We start from the raw sequence: 16680 nt of genomic DNA on the forward strand, positions 1-16680 counted from the left end.
GGTTCTTGCAGCCGTGCCGCGACCAGATCGATCGCCATCTGGCGGCTTGTATCGTAAAGGTCAAGGTACTGGTCCTGCGCCTGTGTGGGCAGATCGTAGAAGGTATCCGGGAACGGCGCAACGGCCTGCTCCTCTTCGATATAAGCTTCGAACTGATCCAACCACAGCGGTGACAGCAACAGCGCGATCACCAGCACTGCACCGAGGAACAGAGCGCCCCAGGCCGGTCGTGTGTTCATATCCCGATTATCGATGGAACTATCTGCCGATGAATGAGTCCCTCGCTATTTATCCATCGGACCAGCTGGTTCATGAAAATAGGCAAAGATCGCCAAGGTTAAATACATGGCATAGTTCTTGTACTGAATGGACCTCGTGAAGCTCACTAGCGCTCAACCGAAGGCCGAGAGGCAGCTCCGCCATCGTTACGTGGCGGTAACACGAGAGGCAATGACCCCTGACGGCGAGGATATTCGCCTAAGTCCTTGCCTTAAAACGCCTTATGGGTCTCCGGCGGCGCTTTGGGAGAACCGGTCGAACAATTCGAGGCAGTTGTACGCTGACGTTCTCCTGACGGAAGTAGCTTTGAATAGCGAGTCAGTGATTGTCGATGGTGATCTCGCCCACCCCCCTCCTAGGGATCACCGATTGAATGTTTACCTGAGGTCCAAATCCCCGAGAGCGCGCGAGCGGCATCTCGGCAAGATTCACAACAGTTAGAGCCTCATCCCGAGGTGAACGACGACGAGCCCGCTGCGGCACTGGCCGCAAGACGTCAGGGCTCGGACCGACGAGAGACGACCGTTCATCTCTCTTTTTGATGCGGGAGGAACCCTATGAGTTCTGCTACGAGGAAGCTCTTTTTCATTCTGCTCAGCTGTACTTTGTTGCTGCCCACCGGTTGGGCTGCGGCTCAGCTTGGCACGGGACAGCCCGGTGGCGGACAGCCCGGCTCCGAGAAGCCCGAGGTCCTGGATCCCGACGCCGTCACCGATATCGAGTGGATGGCTCGGCAGCAGTTCGAGGATGCCTTCGCCGACGGCCTGCCGGCGGCCGGCCTCGATGGCGGACCGCGGGGTGACGGCAGCGCCGAGCTGCTGCCCGGGTTCCGCTGCCTGCCGTCTTGTGCGGCGGATGACGCGCGCTTCCTGGCGGTGGCCAGCGGCGCGGCCCTGGTGACCTTGAGCGAGTCCTCCCTGGACGTGCAGGTGGCAGCGCCGGTAGGCACCGCGTCGTTCCAGATCGGTGTCTTCGACGGCGACGCCAACGCCGCCAACGGCAATTGGGACGTCGGGGCCGCCCCGTTCTCCTACACCGTCTACGCTGATCCGGACCGCGACGGCAGCGGTTCCACGGTGGTCGCCGGGCCCTTCATGAGCACCACGCTGCTCAACAACGACTGGTTCGACATCAGCATCACCACCGGCCCGGAGGCGCAGGCGCCCAGCGGCAACTACTTCTATCGCCTAGAGATCAACACGGAGGATCCCACCCTCACCGTGCTCAACTCCTTCAAGTTGCGCACCGATGGCGTTGTGTCCATCGAGGTGGCTCAGCAGCCCTTCGGCTTCTATGCGGCGATCCAGAGCCAGGCCGACGCCCTCACGGTCTTCCCGGACTTCCCGACCTACGATCCCATGGCCGCTCCCGGCAGCCCCGGCGCCACCACCTACGATGGTTCTTTCGATTTCTATCTCGACATCGCTTTGGAGGAAGAGGACCTGGTGCTTTGGGGTGGTGACCTCGACTACGGCGCCTACGACGGCAGCACCGCCGATACCGACGATCCGGATACCCCCAATGCTCCCTTCCTGCCGCCCTGGGCCACCGGCGACGCGGTTTCGGAAGGAGTAGCGACGGGCCTGACCGGCGCCACCGGCAATCCGCCGGACGACGTCAATCCTGCGGGGCTGGGCGCTTACCTCCAGCGCCAGCCGTCCATCGAGTTCGATTTCATCGATCCCAACGGCATGGTCTACTCCAATCCCAACCCCTCCGGCAATCAGGAATGGGAGCAGTTCCGGCTGACTACCGGGCCCTTCGATCCCGCCACCGCCGATCAGCAGGCGCCGGAGTTGCCGGCGGGTACCTACGTGGTGCGAGCCCGCGGTGTGGACATGCAGAATCTAAATTTCTGGCGCTTCTTCCACCCGGTGCTCTGCGTCGAGACCGACGGTAGCCCCTGCATTCCGCTGCGGGAGTTCCTCATCGGTGACACCGTCTTCTTCGACGCCGACGGCGACGGCCTTCAGGATGCCGGTGAGTCGGGCATCGGTGGCGTCGTGGTGCAGCTTTTCAACTCCCAGGGCACCATGCTCGGGGAGACCACCACCGCGGCGGATGGCACCTACTCGTTCGACGTCACCAGCGGTGACTTCACCGTCGAGGTGGCGGCCACCAACTTCCTGCCCGGCCAGCCGCTGGATGGACTCGCCTCCACCACCGGCGACGCTATCTCCGGCACGGTGGTGGACGACAACGTCCTGACCTTCGACTTCGGCTACCGCGGCACCGGCAGCATCGGCAACTTCGTGTGGCTGGACTCCAACGGTGACGGAGTGTTCAACGAGCCCGCCGGTTCGGGTCTGTCCGGCGTCGTGCTGCAGCTGACGGAGGCCGGCACGGACGGCGTCTTCGGCACCGCCGACGACGTCTCCCTCGGCACCCAGACCACCGACGCCGGAGGTATCTACGAGTTCACCGGCTTGCTGCCCGGTCTCTACCGGGTCGACGTGGATGAGAGCTCGCTGGCCGCCGGCCTGCAGCTGACCACCGGCAACGAGCCTCTGGACGTGGCCCTGGGCGCCGGCGAGAACTACGGCGACGCCGACTTCGGCTATCAGCCCGGCGGCTCCATGGCCTGCACCACCGAGCCCCTGGGCACTGCCAACGGCTTCAACGTCTTCGTCTTCGGTGACCTCGACCAGAGCAACACCGACGTCACCGGCCGTCTGGCGGTGGGCGACGATGCGACGCTGATGAACTTCGGCGTCGGTCTCGCTCTCTCCAACTCCGGTGGTACCCGCGACGACCTGGTGGTGGGCGACGACCTGACCTTCACCAACGGTCAGGTCTACAACGGCAACCTGGTCTACGGCGACATCGCCAACCTGACCAGCGTGACGGTGCTCAACGGCACCTCGCGCCAGGACTCGCCCATCGACTTCGCCGCCGAGCAGAGCTTCCTGGAGGGAGCTTCCGCCTACTGGGCCGGCCTCACCGCCAACGGCACCACCACGGTCAACTATTGGGGTGGTCCGACGGCGCAGATCCAGCTCGACGGCACGGATCCGGACCTCAACATCTTCGATCTCTCCGGAGCTGATCTGTCGGCGGCCAACACGCTGAACATCAACGCGCCGGCGGGCTCGACGGTGTTGATCAACATCGACGGCGCCACCAACCAGATGCAGTACTTCGGCATCTCGGTCAACGGCACCGACCGCGGCAACGTGCTCTACAACTTCTTCGAGACCACGAACCTGACCGTTCAGGGCATCGGCATCCAGGGCTCGATCTTCGCGCCCTTCGCCCACGTGGACTTCAACAACGGCAATATCGACGGCACCCTCGTGGCGGCCAGCCTGTCGGGCTATGGCGAGAGCCATCACGTGCCTTTCACCGGCTGCCTGCCGCCGTACGAGCTGCCGCCGCAGCCCGCCAGCCTCGGCGACCGGGTGTGGTGGGACACCAACGGTGACGGCGTCCAGGACGCCGGTGAGCCGAGCCTCAACAGTGTCGTCATCGACCTGCTGGATGCCGGCGACAATGTGGTGGCGACCACCGTCACCGGTCCCGACGGCCAGTACGGCTTCGGCGATCTGGCTCCCGGCACCTACACCGTGGTGGTGGATGCTTCCACCTTGCCGCCGGGCCTGATCCCGAGCTACGACCTGGACGGCATCGGCACGCCGGATCGGGCCACCGTCACCGTCGCCTCGGGAGAGAACCGGGACGATGTGGACTTCGGCTACGCCGGAGATTCCACCGAGTTCTGCGTCGGCGCCGCGCCGACGGATCCCCAGTGGTTGAACAACATCAACGACCACGCGCTGTGGCTGCCGGGTATCGGCAAGCACTTCGTGTTCAGCTCCCAGGCGACCTTCGTGGAAAACCCCGACGGCACCGCCACCTTGAACGGCACGGTCTATGACCTCAACGATCCGGAGCGCCGCTTCATCGTCAACGCGAGCTTCAGCGGCCGTAGCGACTCGACGCCTCCCGGCGGCAGCCCGAAGAAGGAATTGAAGAGCGGCGCCTACGCCGAGAACGGCGGACCGGTGGACACCGGTACCTGGTGGTACTACACCTCCTTCTCCGGCACTTTGTTGGGTGATGGTTCCCTCGCCGGCGCCTTCGTCGACTTCCAGATGACCGGTCCGGCCTTCCAGATCGGCTACGGCGCCAACAACAAGAACCTCGAGTTCGGTGCCTCCGGCTGGCTGGTCTGGCAGGTGCTGGCGCAGCCCTTCAGCGGCCCGGCGCTGGAGCCCAGCGGCCAGGGTGACTTCAACCTCGAATTCTTCGAGTGCCCGGAGCCGGGCATCTGTCTGCCGGATCTCGACTTCGAGGTCAGCAGCATGGGCGTCTTCCTGCTCCCCGGGCAGGTCATCGACGAGGAGTTCTCGGCCTTCGGCATCCACGCCACCAGCGGGGATCCGGCGGCGCACCCGCTGATGATCTTCAACAGCTTCGCCCCCACCGGCGGCGATCCGGATCTGGGCACTCCCAACCAGGACTTCGGCGGGCCCGGCGTGGGCGCCGGCGGCGGTCTCGGAATGCCCGGAGAGAATTCGATTCCCGAGGGCAACATCCTGATCCTTTCGGAGGATGCGGATTCCAGCGATCCGGACGACGACCGCAACGGCGGCGTGATGATCTTCGACTTCGATGTACCGGTGGAGATCCACTCCGTCCGCGTCCTCGACATCGACAATGGAGAGCTGGTGGACCTGCTGGCCTTCGATGCCGACGGCTTCCTCATGGGCCAGGCGACGGCGGTATCCATGGGCGACAACAGCGCCCAGGACGTCCTCCTCTTCGCCTCCGGCATCAGCCGCCTGGAAGCGCAGTTCGCCGGCAGCGGCGGGTTGGCGGAGATCGTCTTCTGCCCCGATGGTGGCGGTGGGGACGACGACGATGACGACGATGATGATGATGACGGCGGTGACGGCATCGTCCCGTCCCAGCCGGAGCGCATGCGCGCCGGCGGCTAGCGGTCTCTCCCGCTTCTAACATCCATCGGAAAGCCCCGGAATCTTTTCCGGGGCTTTCCGTGTCTATATAGAGGAAGGAAAGTTTGCGCCCCGGCTCTTGGCCGGCTTTTTGGCCGGCTTTTGGCTCGATGAACGCGGTTCTATAGCTAGGAGGGTCCTTTTCGTCGTGGGTGGCCTATCCGCCATCATCCATTTCGATCGCTCCCCGTTGGATCGGGAGACGCTGGTGCGGATGACCGACGCGGCAGCCCACCGGGGACCGCAGGGTACGTCCTATGCCCTCGGTCACCACGCCGGCCTGGCGGCGCTCACCCTCCTGCCTTCGCGATCTCGCCCCGGCGCCCGGGCGCATTCCCTGGCCTCCAGTGATGTCGGCGTGGATCTGGTCGCTGATGCCCGGCTGGATCGCCGCGACGAGCTGCGGCGCCAGCTTTCGGCGGCGGGGCAGGCTCTTCCCGATCAGGCCTTGGTCGAAGGCCCCACCGACGCAGAGCTCCTGCTGGCCGCCTATCTCGCCTGGGGCGAGGGTTGCCCCCAACGGTTGAGTGGTGATTTCGCCTTCGTGGTCTGGGACCGTCGCCACCGGCGGGCTTTCTGCGCCCGGGACCGTTTCGGTGTCAAGCCCCTGCACTACCTCCTGCGCGACCGTCGCCTGTACGTGGCCTCCGAGGCCCAGCAGCTGCTGCGGGGGCTGGGCCTGCGGGCTCAGCTGGACGAGGTCGCGGTGGCGGATTACCTGATGGACGATTCGCGGGACGAGGAACGAACCTTCTTCGTCGGCCTCCAGCGACTGCCGTCGGCTTCGGTGCTGGTCGTGAAGTCAGGGCGAAGGCAGGTACGGAGCTATTGGCGGCCTTCCGAGTCTGGGGAACCGGGACTCCAGGGCCGGGAGTTGGAAGAGGAGGCGAGGCGTCTACTGCAGGAAGCGGTGGAAGAGCGTCTGCCGACGGACGATCCGGTGGTTGGCTTGACCATGAGCGGCGGGTTGGATTCTTGTTCCGTGGCGGCCCTGGCCCAGAGCTGGTCCAGAAGCCCGGTAGCGGGGGATTCCCAAGGGGGAGATTCGGTTGCGGGGACAGCGGCGTCCAGGCCTCAGCTGCTGGCCTTGAGCTACGTCTTTCCGAGTCTGGAAGATTGTGACGAGCGAGCGTACTCCGGCGCCATGGCCAGGGAGCTGGGGGTGGAAGTCGAACCCATCGACGCTGAGAAGCTCTGGCTGTTGGGAGATGAGGCAGACTTTGCTCCCTCGTTGGAGGGCCCCTTCCAGGGTTGGGAATCGACGGATCGGGTGCTCCTGGAGCGGCTGCGGCAGCGGGATGGGCGGGTTTTGCTCACCGGCTTCGGCGGCGACAACCTCTTTGCCGGCAGCCGCCGAGTCTATCTGTCGCGATTGCGCCGGGGGGAGCTCTCGGCACTGGCGGATGTCGTGCGCCGGGCCCGATGTCTCGACATCTCAGTGGCCCGGGCAGCCTATTACTACCTCGCGGCGCCGGCGCTGCCGGGGCTGGACGGCACTCTGCGCCGTTGGCTCGGTCGCCCGAGCCTGTCCTCACCGCCGCGCTGGATCGAGCCGCGCTTTGCCGAGCGGGTGGGACTGTCCCAGCGTTTGCGCCGCAACGATGGCGAGCGCTTGTTTCGGGATCCCGCCCGGCAGGCCCATTGGCGGGCCGTCCGATGCTTGGAGAGTGTCGGCCGGGCCTGCTCCTGGCTCGACCGCACCGCCGCTCGGCACGGAGTCGAGGTGCGCCACCCATTTCTCGACCACGAGCTCGCCGAGCTGGTGCTGGCGGTGGATCCGGCGGAGCACCAAGGGACTTCCGGAGCCAAGCTCCTGCTGCGCCGAGCGATGAAAGACCATCTGCCGGAGACGGTGCGGCAGCGCCGGGACAAGACTCGCTTTGCCGCTTTCATCGAGCACAGCCTGCGGCGCCGGCAGCAGCGCATCGACGAGCTGCTGCGGCAGCCGCTGGTGGCAGAGTTGGGATTCGTCGATGGAGCTCGATTGCGCCGATCCTGGCAGGACTATCTGGATGGCCGAGCTGGTTATATGCTCCGCCACATTTGGTACGTGCTGACTCTGGAGCTGTGGTTGCGGAAATTCTACGAGCCCTCGGCATCGGCTTTGGTGCCCGCAGGGCTCGTCCAGACGAAAGCCTGACGTTTGTATGCCATAGTGCCGACTATGCTTCTTCTGATAATCTAATGTCGAAACGTTGTACTCGAAGTCAAGGAATATGATGGACCTGATCAATACGCCTCCTCACTCGATTTCTCCCCAGCCCCGCGAGCCTCTTTCCAGCGCCGTGGGGGCGAAGAAGCCCTATAACGCCCCGGAAGTGCTGTGCTGGGGGACTTTGGAGCAGCTTACTCAGGGGACGCTCAACGGCACAATCGATGCGGGTTTCGGAGGGAGCACAGGCGCCTGACTTCCGAGAGCCTCCCGACTCTCGAGGGGCCCCTGATTCCCGAGGGACTCCGACTCCCCGGAGCCAGGCGCGTGCTTCCGGGCGTTGCCTCGGCGCTGCTGCCCTTTCTATGGACTCCTCAGCCGCCGGTCTCTATGGCCTCCGCATCCGATCCGACCTACCGTTAGCTCTCGACCTGCCTCCGGCGGGCGGCGAAACCTACCCGGATCTGGTGATCCATCTGTGTCGGGAGCCTCCGGTCTCCCTCGAGGGAGCTTCCAACGATTCGGTCTACGAGAGCTCGCTCTCAGATCTTCAAGGCCGCAGCGTTCTGCGCATCTACCGTCTTGCCGGCTGGGATCTGCTGCACTTTCCCGGCGTGGCGGACTTCTACCTCAGCGATCGGGAGATCCTCTGCCGCCCGGTCGAAGGCGGTGACCGGCGAATGCTGGAGATTCGCTTCCTGGGTACGGTGATGGCCTTCTGGCTGGAGCGCTCCGGCACCGCGGCGCTGCACGCTTCGGCGGTGGCGCTGGGGGATCGCGCGGTGGGCCTGCTGGCCGCCAGCGGCAGCGGCAAGAGCAGCCTGACTCTTGGTCTCCTGGACCGCGGCGCTCGCTTGCTCACCGACGACATCCTGGCCCTGGATCTCGACGACTCGAATTTGGAGGATCGGCGGGTCTCGGCTCGTCCCAGCTATCCGGCACTGCGCATGTGGCCGGATCTGGCCCGGCGCTACGTCGATGACGTCTCTTCTCTGCCGAAGGTCAACGACCGGGTGGAGAAGGTCTGGACCACGCCTCAGGCGCTGGGGTTCGAATTCCAGCCAAGCTCATCGCCGCTGGCGGCCATTTACCTTCCGGAACGTCTCGACGAGGAGCGGGCGGTGGAGATCGAAGCCGTCGGCCCCCGGGAGGCCCTGGCGGAGCTCTTGCGCCATTCCTTCCTGCACCGTATGCCCGCCGCTCTGGGCTGGGAGCGGCGGCGACTGGAGACCCTGGCACGGGTGGTGGAGTCGGTGCCGGTGCGGCGGTTGCGCTATCCCTCCGGCTGGCAGTATCTGCCGGCGGTGCTGGATGCGGTGGAGGAGAGCTTGGGCTTCGGCTGATCGGGGCTTCAAGTCGAGAGCGTCAGCCTGCAGTCCCCTCGGGGGGAGGATCCTCGGCAGGAGCTTCTCCAGCATCCCCCGTCACCGCCTCCATGCGCAGGGACCCTTCGAGAATCTTGTGCAGCCCGGGGATGATGCGGACTCCCACCGGGATCTTCTGACAGATCGCCATGATTCGCCCCAGCTCCAGCGGCGAGGGTTCGGCGATGGTGATGATGACGTGGTCGACCTTGTGCGACGCCACCAGCCGCGGCAGGTCGTCGGTGGTACCCAGCACCCGCACGCCACGGATCACCAGGCCCTGTTTCGACGGATCGTCGTCGACGAAGCCGCGGATGTCCAGGGGCACGTCGCCGCGGCTGTCGAGTTCGCGGGTGGCGAGGATTCCCGCCTGGCCGGCTCCTACCAGCAGCACCGGCAGCGCCGCCTGGGCGCCGGCCACCAGCAGCCGCCGCTGGCGCCGGCGGTGCTCATAGCGCATGCGCCAGATCACCCGCAGCCCCAGCAGCCCGCCGAAACCGAGAATGGCGTTGAGGACGATGACCGACAGCGGCACTCGCCAGGATTGGTATGGCTCCTGGAGGGCGAAGCGCAGGATCAGCAGGGGAATGGCGGAGTAGATACCGGCGCGTAGGAAGGCTTGCACCTCCGACAGGCTGATGTAGCGCCAGGCGAAGTTGTGGATGCCGGTGAGGAAGTAGGCCGCAAGCTGCAGCACCAGGACGTAGGGCAGCTGGATGAGCAGATTGTGCTGCTCGTCGGCGGGGATGCGAAACTCGAAACGCAGCAGGTAGGCGAGGACGAAGGCCGCCGCCAGCACCCCCAGATCGAGGAGGAATTGGGCCTGGCGCCGGTGCCCCTCGAAAAAGCCCTGGGACGGTGCGGTCTCGGCTCCCGCCGCTTCGTCGCCGCCCCACAGGCTGCTGATCTCGTCCTGGGTCGGGGGAGGATTGCGGCCCGGTAGGAGGATTCCCAGGATGGTGGTCCACAGCACCCACAGATCGCTGCGCCAGGAGCGCCGCAGGATGTAGCCGCGGTAGCCGCGCAGCTTGAAGGGCAGCAGGGAGGACGTGTAGAAATCGTCCGGGTCCCCCGCCAGGGCACCCAGCAGCTCCTCCTCATTGCGCAGGCGCAGGGTCACCGGATCGGTGAGCCCGGGGCGCACCCCCAGCACGTGTCGCCACAGCGGGTCGTCGAGATCGACGTAGCGCGGAACCTCCGGCCGTGGCCCCACCAGCGCCATATCCCCACGCAGTACGTTGAACAGCTCCGGCAGCTCGTCGAGCTTGAGCTTGCGCAGCCAGCGGCCCACCCGGGTCACCCGCCGGTCGCCGCTGGCGGTGAGGGGTAGGCCCTCCTGGGCCACCCGCATGGAGCGAAACTTATAGAAGGTGAAGGGGCGGCCGTGGTAGCCGATGCGAGTCTGCCGGAAGAGGATCGGCCCGCGGGAGCTGACCGCCACCGCCAGGGCCACCACCGCCAGCAGCGGCGAGAGCGCCAGCAGCCCGAGGGCGGAACACACCAGGTCGAAGGCCCGCGGCAGGCCCGGGCTCACCGGCGGCCGATGAGAGCTGTCCAGCAGGCTGGCGGTGTCGTCGAGGGCGGCGGAGGAGCCCTTGGCTCCAGCCTCGTGATCCCTATGCGCTGCGGGGCCCATGGTTTCTCGCCGTGCTCCTCAGCCCCGGCGCCGGAAGCGGGTGCAGAGCTCCCGCAGCACGGTCACCACCCGCTCCAGCTCCTCTGGCGTCATGGACGGGAAGAGCGGGAGGGTGATGATGCGCTGCCACTCCCGGCTGGCGATGGGCAAGTGATCGGGTCGCCAGCCGAAGGTTTCCTCGTAGTAGGGGTGGAGGTGCAGCGGGCGCCAGTGCACCGAATGGCCGATGCCGGCGTCCCGCAGGTGGTCGGTGAAGGTCTTGCGGTCGATGGTCAGCCGGTCCAGGCGCAGCTTGATGAGGAAGAGATGCCAGGAGTGGATGCGGTTGTCCAGCACCGGCGGTAGCTCGATCTCGTCGAGATCCTTCAGAGCCTCGAGGTAGGCCAGGGACAGGGCCTGGCGCTGTTGCCGCATCTCTTCGGCGCGGGCCAGCTGGTGCAGGCCGATGGCGGCGGCGATGTCGGTGAGGTTGTATTTATAGCCCGGGGCGACGATGCGGTAGTCCCAGCTGGCCTTGGCGGTGAAGCGCCCCCAGGCGTCCGCCGACAGGCCGTGGAGGGAGAGCAGCCGGATGCGGTCCGCCAGCTCCTCACTGTCGGTCACCGCCATTCCCCCCTCGCCGGTGGTGACGGTCTTGTTGGCGTAGAAGGAGTAGCAGGTGACGTCGGCGGTGCGGTTGCCGCAGCGGCGCCAGGGCTGATCCGAGTCCTGCCGCCAAGCGGCGGGGAAGGCGTGGGCGGCGTCCTCTACGGACCACAGGCCGTGGCGCTCAGTGAAGTCGTGGAGGCGGGCCAGGTCGATCATCTGGCCGCCGACGTGCACCGGCAAAATGCCCACCACGTCTGGCCGCTCGCCGAGAGCGTCCGGGAGCTGGCCGGAACGCAGTAGCTGGATCTTGGCCTCGGCGTCGTCCAGGTCCAGGTTGAGAGTGTCCGGCTCGCAGTCCACCAGCACCGGCACGGCGCCCTGGTAGCGCACCACCTCGGCGGTGGCGGCCATGGTCATGGTGGGCACCAGTACCGCCTGTCCGGGCTCCAGCCCGAGGGCGTTGACCGACAGGTGCAGCCCGGCGGTGCACGAGTTGAGGGCCACGGCGTGGCGGGCTCCGACGGCCTCGGCGAATTGCTCCTCGAAGCGCTTGACCTTGGGGCCGGTGGTGAGCCAGCCGGAGCGCAGGGTGTTCACCACTTCGTCGATGGCGGCTTGGCCCAGGTCCGGCCTGAAAAACGGTACGTTCATATCGGGATCAGACACTCCTCGGTCAGAGTTCCCTCGATTGGGGTTTCAGGGGGGGCGGTGGTGGGCTCAGCCCTCGTTCAACAGGCGCCGGGCAATGCGTTCACCGGCCTGGCCGTCCCAGAGGGGAGGGATCTCGCCCTGTTGCCACCGTCCTGCGAGGATATCGTCAAACGCGCCCAAAATCTTGTTCTTCTCGGTCCCTACCAGCCGGTTTGTGCCGGCGTCCACGGTGCTGGGCCGTTCGGTATTCCAGCGCAGGGTCAAACAGGGGACGGAAAGGGCGGTGGTTTCCTCTTGGATGCCGCCGGAATCGGTGAGCACGCAGCGGGCCCGGGCCATCAGGCCGAGGAAGCTGAGGTAGGGCAGCGGCGGCTCGAGGCGCAGCCCGGTGGGCAGGTCGAGGCCCAGATCGTCGAGCCGTTGGCGGGTGCGGGGGTGGAGGGGAAAGACCACCGGGAGCTCCTCGGCGATGCGCGCCGCGGTGTCCATGAGGGAGCGCAAGACCTCCGGATCGTCGACGTTGGAGGGGCGGTGGAGAGTCATCAGCGCGTAGCCGCCGGGGCTCAGCTCCAGCTCCTTCCAAGGTTCTTGGGCCACCGCCGCTTCGACGTGGGTGCGCAGGGTGTCGACCATGCAGTTGCCCACGAAGGCGATGCGCTCCTCGGCGATGCCCTCGTGCCGAAGGTTGCGGTTGCCGCTCTCCTCGGTGGTGAAGAGGAGGTCCGAGAGATGGTCGGTGAGGACGCGGTTGATCTCCTCCGGCATGGCGCGGTCGAAGGAGCGCAGGCCAGCTTCCACATGGGCCACCGGAATCTCCAGCTTGGCCGCCACCAGGCCGGTGCCGACGGTGGAGTTGACATCCCCGGCCACCACCACCCAATCCGGCCGCTGCTCCAGCAGCACCGGCTCGAAGGCGGTCATGATGCGCGCCGTCTGGCGGGCGTGGGTGTCCGAGCCCACCTCCAGATGGATGTCCGGAGTGGGCATGCCCAGCTGGTCGAAGAAGACCTGGGACATGGCCTGATCGTAGTGCTGGCCGGTGTGCACCAGCAGCGGCCGGCTGCCGGCCTCGGCGAGGGCGGCCACCACCGGTGCCATTTTCATGAAATTGGGTCGGGCTCCGACCACGCATAGGATTCGCATGGATCCTCTTCTTTGTCTTTCTTGGGTTCGCGGATGGTTCAGCTTCTCTTCCCTTGTACCAGATCTCCGAGGAAAAAGAGAGCGGTGGCGCCGGCATAGGCGACGGCTCGCCAGCGGTCGTCCAGAACCTGCGCTTGGCGCCGGCGCATCGACCAGCGGGCGCCCAGGGCTCGAAGGTCGCTGGGGGGTGGCTGGAGAAAGCCCGGCGGGAGGGGGCCGAGCTTCGGGGCAAGGCGCCCCGGCAGCTCCTGCCAATCCTTGCCGAGATCATCAAAAGTACCCAACATCTGCAGCCAGCGGGCGGTGGCGCGGCGGGCATGCCAGGCGCGGGCTCGGGCCTCGACCACCTGCGGGTCCGGGGTCGCCACGGCGAGGAGCCGCAGGCCGTCCACCACCGCCCGCAAGGGCAGCTGGAAACCGTCCTTGGCGGCGTGGACGACGAGGCTGAGGAGGAGATCTTCCGGCGCCGGCAGCCAGGCGCCGGTTGAGTCGCTCTCCGCTGCTCCGGGCAGCGGCCGGGCGCGCTGGAAGAGCTGCGGCAGGTCCGGGGTGAAGAGGGGCCAGGGGGTCAGCCGCCGGTGCAGATCCCCCAACCCGCCGCCGGGGAGCACCAGGTGGACCTCGTGGAAGTGGCGCAGGCTCACCGGCCGCTGGGGGGCCTCCACCACCTGAGCGCCGGCGTTCCGAGCGGCCTCCAGAGCCTCCTGCCAGCGCTCCGGCGGCACCAGCAGGTCGACGTCCCCCATGGTGCGGCGCCCCGGATCGCGGTACACCGTGGCCACCAGGGCAGCGCCTTTGAGCAGCAAGGCCGGGATCCGCCGCCGGGCGAGGGAGCGCTGCAGCACTTCGGCGCCGAGGGCTCGGGCGGCTCCCACCCGCGCCGCGGTGCGGTAGCGCTCCTGCAGCTCCTGGCTCAGGGCCCGGCTCTCGGAATCGGTGGGGGCGGCGATCTCGCCGGCGGCTAGCCGGGCACCGAGGAGCGGCGCCAGCCCTTCGCCCACGGCGAGGTTGGCGATCTGGGCGAAGACTTGGGAATCTGTTTCGGGATCCGTGGGCGCGGCCCCCGCGGAGCGGGTGCACAGGGCCACCAGCTCCCGCGATGGCTCGGCCTCGTCGAGCCTCAGGTTTTCGGCCATGCCACTCCCAGGGCGTGGCTGTTGAGCAAGCGGATGGATTCCAGCAGCGCCGCCAGGGTCCAGGCGCGGGGGACCAGCCGCCGGGCCAGGGGCGGTGCCAGGGTCACCCGCCAGACTTTCCAGCGATAGTCGGGGAAGAGCTTGCGCAGCTCGCCGGAGGAAACTCCCTGGACGTTGGCGTTGGAGGGGTTGTCGAAGAGGAAGTCGTACCACACGATGTGCCCCTCCGGCCGCACCACTCGCATCATCTCCGCCGCCACCCGGCGGCGTATCTCGGGGTCGAGGATGGAGGTGAAGACGGTGCTTTGGAAGACCAGATCGAAGCGGTCATCGGGCCAGGGTAGCTCGGCGGCGTTGCCCACCCGCACCTCCGCTTGCGGATAGAGACCGCGGCAGACTTCTACCCGCCGCTCCTCCAGATCGATGCCGTGGAGATCCTCCCGGCGTGCCCCGAAGGCCTCGAAGAGGCTCCACCAAGAGCCGTCGCCGCAGCCGACCTCGAGAATCTCCTTGCCCTCCAGAGGCAGCTGGCCGAAACGCTCCAAAGCCCGGCGCAGGGCCCGCTCCTGACCGTGACGGAGAAAGAGGTTGGCAGCCTTGTGGCGGGCGTAGAAATCCTCCGGTAGCTCTTGGCGCCGGCGCTCCTGCTCGCGCAGGATGCGCTCGGCCTCGGCTTCGGAGGGGGCACCTCGAGAGGAGGCACCTCGGGGGGGCTCGCTCAAAGTTCCTCCAGCCGCCCATGCAGGGTGCTCACCGTGGCAAAGTCCTCGGGGATCAGGGCGCCGGAGGGCAGGTTCAGGCTCAACCGCTGTTCCAGGTCGGCGATCAAGCGGACCACCGCGAAGCTGTCGATATAGCCCTCCTGAAAGAGCTGGGTTTCGGCGTCCAGGTCCTCCGTTGAAAGGCCCTGATCTTCGCGCACGAAGCTGCGGACGGCGGCCAATAGTTGATCGATGGCGACGTTCATTCCGATTCTCCTGAGCGTGAGTCCGATGGGGAACCCGGTCGGGGGACCGGAGGGTTGCTCTGCCGCGGGCCAACTTGCCGGGGTCCGAGCTGGGGCGGCGGGCCGAAGCGTCCGTCCAGGTACCACTGCCGGTTGCCGTCACGGGCTAGCTTACCGCTGGTCGACTTGCGCAGGCGCCCCGGCGGCTGGACGCGCACGTCGAAGAGGTCCAGGTCCAGCCGCGTCGGTACAGAGGCTCGAAGACGGCGGCGAAGCTCCGGCCAGGTCGCTTCCGGTTCGTCGGTTTCCGCCAGCAGCACCAGACCTTCGGTGCCCAGATCGGGGAGGGTGACGCCGAAGCACACGACCCGTCCCGCCTTGACGCCCGCGACCTCCGAGGCCACCGCTTCCACGTCCTGAGGATAGACGTTGCGGCCGCCGACGATGATCAGATCCTTGCGCCGGCCGGTAACGAAGAGGTGGCCGTCGGCATCGACGAAACCCAGGTCACCGGTGTCGTAGAAGCCGTCGCCGTCGAAGAGGTCTTGGTTGAGCTCCGGTCGCTGGTAGTAGCCGTCGAAGAGAAAGGAGCTGTGGATGACGATACGGCCGGCCTGCCCCGGGGAAGCCTCTGCTCCGGCCTCGTCGACGATGCGCACCCGGCAGCCGGGCACGGGGACGCCGCTGCTCACCAGCTCCACCGTGTCCTCGCGGGGCTGGGAGGGGGAGGTCGGCACTGCGCGGTGCTCTCGTTGCCAGGTGTCCCGCTCCACCGACAGAGTCTTGATTCCAGTCCGGGCCGAGGTCGAGGTGACGGCGAACACATTCTCGGCCATGGCGTAGCAGGTCTGGAGAGCTTCCCGGCGCAGGCCGTGCTCGGCGAATTGGCGCTGGAAAGCCTCCAGGGCCTCGGTGGTGACGGGTTCCGAGCAGTCGATCACCGCGCGCAGGGACGACAGGTCCAGCTCCTCGGAGCGCACCCGCTGAGCAAGGAAGGAGAAGGCGAAATTGGGCAGCCAGGTGAGGGTGGCCCGGTGACGAGTGACGGCTTCCAGCAGCAGCCCGGGGTTGGCCACCCACTCGAAGGGGGAGAGCCAGATTACCGGCGTGGCGGTGAGCAGGGGGAGGATGAAGCAGGCAATGAAGCCCATGTCGTGGTAGAGGGGCAGCCAGCTGGCCACGACGTCCCGGCGCCCCATTCTCAGGACCTCGTTGTAGGCCCGGGCGTGGCGGAGCACCGCTCCGTGGGAGAGCATCACGCCCTTTTGCAGGCCGGTGGTACCGGACGAGTGCTGGAGTAGCAGGAGATCTTCGGATTGGGCGTCGGGGACCGGAGGAGGCTCCTCCGCTGCACCGGCGAGCTCTTCGTAGGTGATGACGGCGTCCTGGAGCACTGAGCTCTCGACAGCGGTACTCGGGGCTCTGCTAGCCTCTTCGGAACCGCCGGGGGCGTAGCGCGGATCCAGTGCCAGGTGGCGAGCCCGATTGTGCTCGAGGAGGGCATCGAGGCGCTGCCAATACACTTTCCGGTCGATGCGAACGCTGGGCTCCGCCAGCACCGTCGGCACGGCGCCGGCCCACACGGCCCCCAGCCAGCTGGCGTAGAAGTCCAGGTGGTGGGTGCCGATGAGCGCCACCAGGTCGCCGGGCTCGATGCCGCGGGCACGCCAGGCGCCGGCGGCCCGGCCGGCCGCCTCCGCTACCTGCTGAAAATCCCGCTGGCCCTCAGCCACCCGGGCGGAGTGGGTCCGCACGCAGAGTTGCTGGGGTGTCTGTTCTGCATGCTGGAGAACCTGTCGCAGAAGGTCGGTCATGAGAGGGCTCACGGGC

The 16680-nt window shown here is 66.9% G+C and carries 11 protein-coding genes; 3 read left to right on the forward strand and 8 right to left on the reverse strand.

Annotated features, from left to right (window positions below; all coding sequences use genetic code 11):
- A partial coding sequence (locus SX243_04615; protein ID MDY7092238.1) for a hypothetical protein occupies positions 1-239 on the reverse strand: 239 nt, incomplete at its 3' end.
- 597 nt (positions 240-836) lie between these two features.
- On the opposite strand from SX243_04615, the gene SX243_04620 reads away from it, so the two are divergent.
- The 3 genes from SX243_04620 (at position 837) to SX243_04630 (ending at position 8729) form a co-directional block, all read left to right on the forward strand.
- Positions 837-5216 carry a choice-of-anchor A family protein gene (locus tag SX243_04620; GenBank protein MDY7092239.1) on the forward strand — a complete coding sequence of 1460 codons (4380 nt, stop codon included), beginning with the start codon at positions 837-839 and terminating at the stop codon, positions 5214-5216.
- A gap of 166 nt (positions 5217-5382) precedes the next feature.
- On the forward strand, positions 5383-7374 hold the full coding sequence (locus SX243_04625) for an asparagine synthase-related protein (GenBank protein ID MDY7092240.1): 1992 nt from the start codon (positions 5383-5385) through the stop codon (positions 7372-7374).
- Between the two features lie 377 nt (positions 7375-7751).
- Complete coding sequence (locus SX243_04630) at positions 7752-8729, forward strand: hypothetical protein (protein MDY7092241.1); 978 nt, start codon at positions 7752-7754, stop codon at positions 8727-8729.
- A gap of 22 nt (positions 8730-8751) precedes the next feature.
- Here SX243_04630 and SX243_04635 read toward each other — a convergent pair whose 3' ends face one another.
- The 7 genes from SX243_04635 to SX243_04665 form a co-directional block, all read right to left on the reverse strand.
- Positions 8752-10386, reverse strand: coding sequence for a sugar transferase (locus SX243_04635; protein MDY7092242.1), 1635 nt, complete (start codon positions 10384-10386; stop codon positions 8752-8754).
- Positions 10387-10404: 18 nt separating this feature from the next.
- Positions 10405-11625, reverse strand: a complete 1221-nt coding sequence (locus SX243_04640) for a DegT/DnrJ/EryC1/StrS aminotransferase family protein (protein ID MDY7092243.1) — start codon at positions 11623-11625, stop codon at positions 10405-10407.
- A gap of 66 nt (positions 11626-11691) precedes the next feature.
- Positions 11692-12768, reverse strand: coding sequence for a UDP-N-acetylglucosamine 2-epimerase (non-hydrolyzing) (wecB, locus tag SX243_04645; GenBank protein MDY7092244.1), 1077 nt, complete (start codon positions 12766-12768; stop codon positions 11692-11694).
- A 38-nt stretch (positions 12769-12806) separates the two neighbouring features.
- The gene (locus SX243_04650; protein ID MDY7092245.1) at positions 12807-13904 is read right to left on the reverse strand and encodes a nucleotidyltransferase family protein; all 1098 of its coding nucleotides are present in this window, start codon (positions 13902-13904) and stop codon (positions 12807-12809) included.
- On the reverse strand, positions 13889-14626 hold the full coding sequence (locus SX243_04655) for a class I SAM-dependent methyltransferase (protein ID MDY7092246.1): 738 nt from the start codon (positions 14624-14626) through the stop codon (positions 13889-13891). The genes SX243_04650 and SX243_04655 overlap by 16 nt, the downstream gene beginning before the upstream one ends.
- Entirely contained in the window at positions 14623-14871 is a 249-nt protein-coding gene (locus tag SX243_04660) for a phosphopantetheine-binding protein (protein ID MDY7092247.1), read from the reverse strand. Before SX243_04660 ends, SX243_04655 begins: the two co-directional genes overlap by 4 nt.
- Positions 14868-16664 carry an AMP-binding protein gene (locus SX243_04665; GenBank protein ID MDY7092248.1) on the reverse strand — a complete coding sequence of 599 codons (1797 nt, stop codon included), beginning with the start codon at positions 16662-16664 and terminating at the stop codon, positions 14868-14870. The genes SX243_04660 and SX243_04665 overlap by 4 nt, the downstream gene beginning before the upstream one ends.
- Positions 16665-16680 lie beyond the last annotated feature (16 nt).

It is taken from the genome of Acidobacteriota bacterium, assembly GCA_034211275.1.
Lineage (GTDB): Bacteria > Acidobacteriota > Thermoanaerobaculia > Multivoradales > JAHZIX01 > JAGQSE01.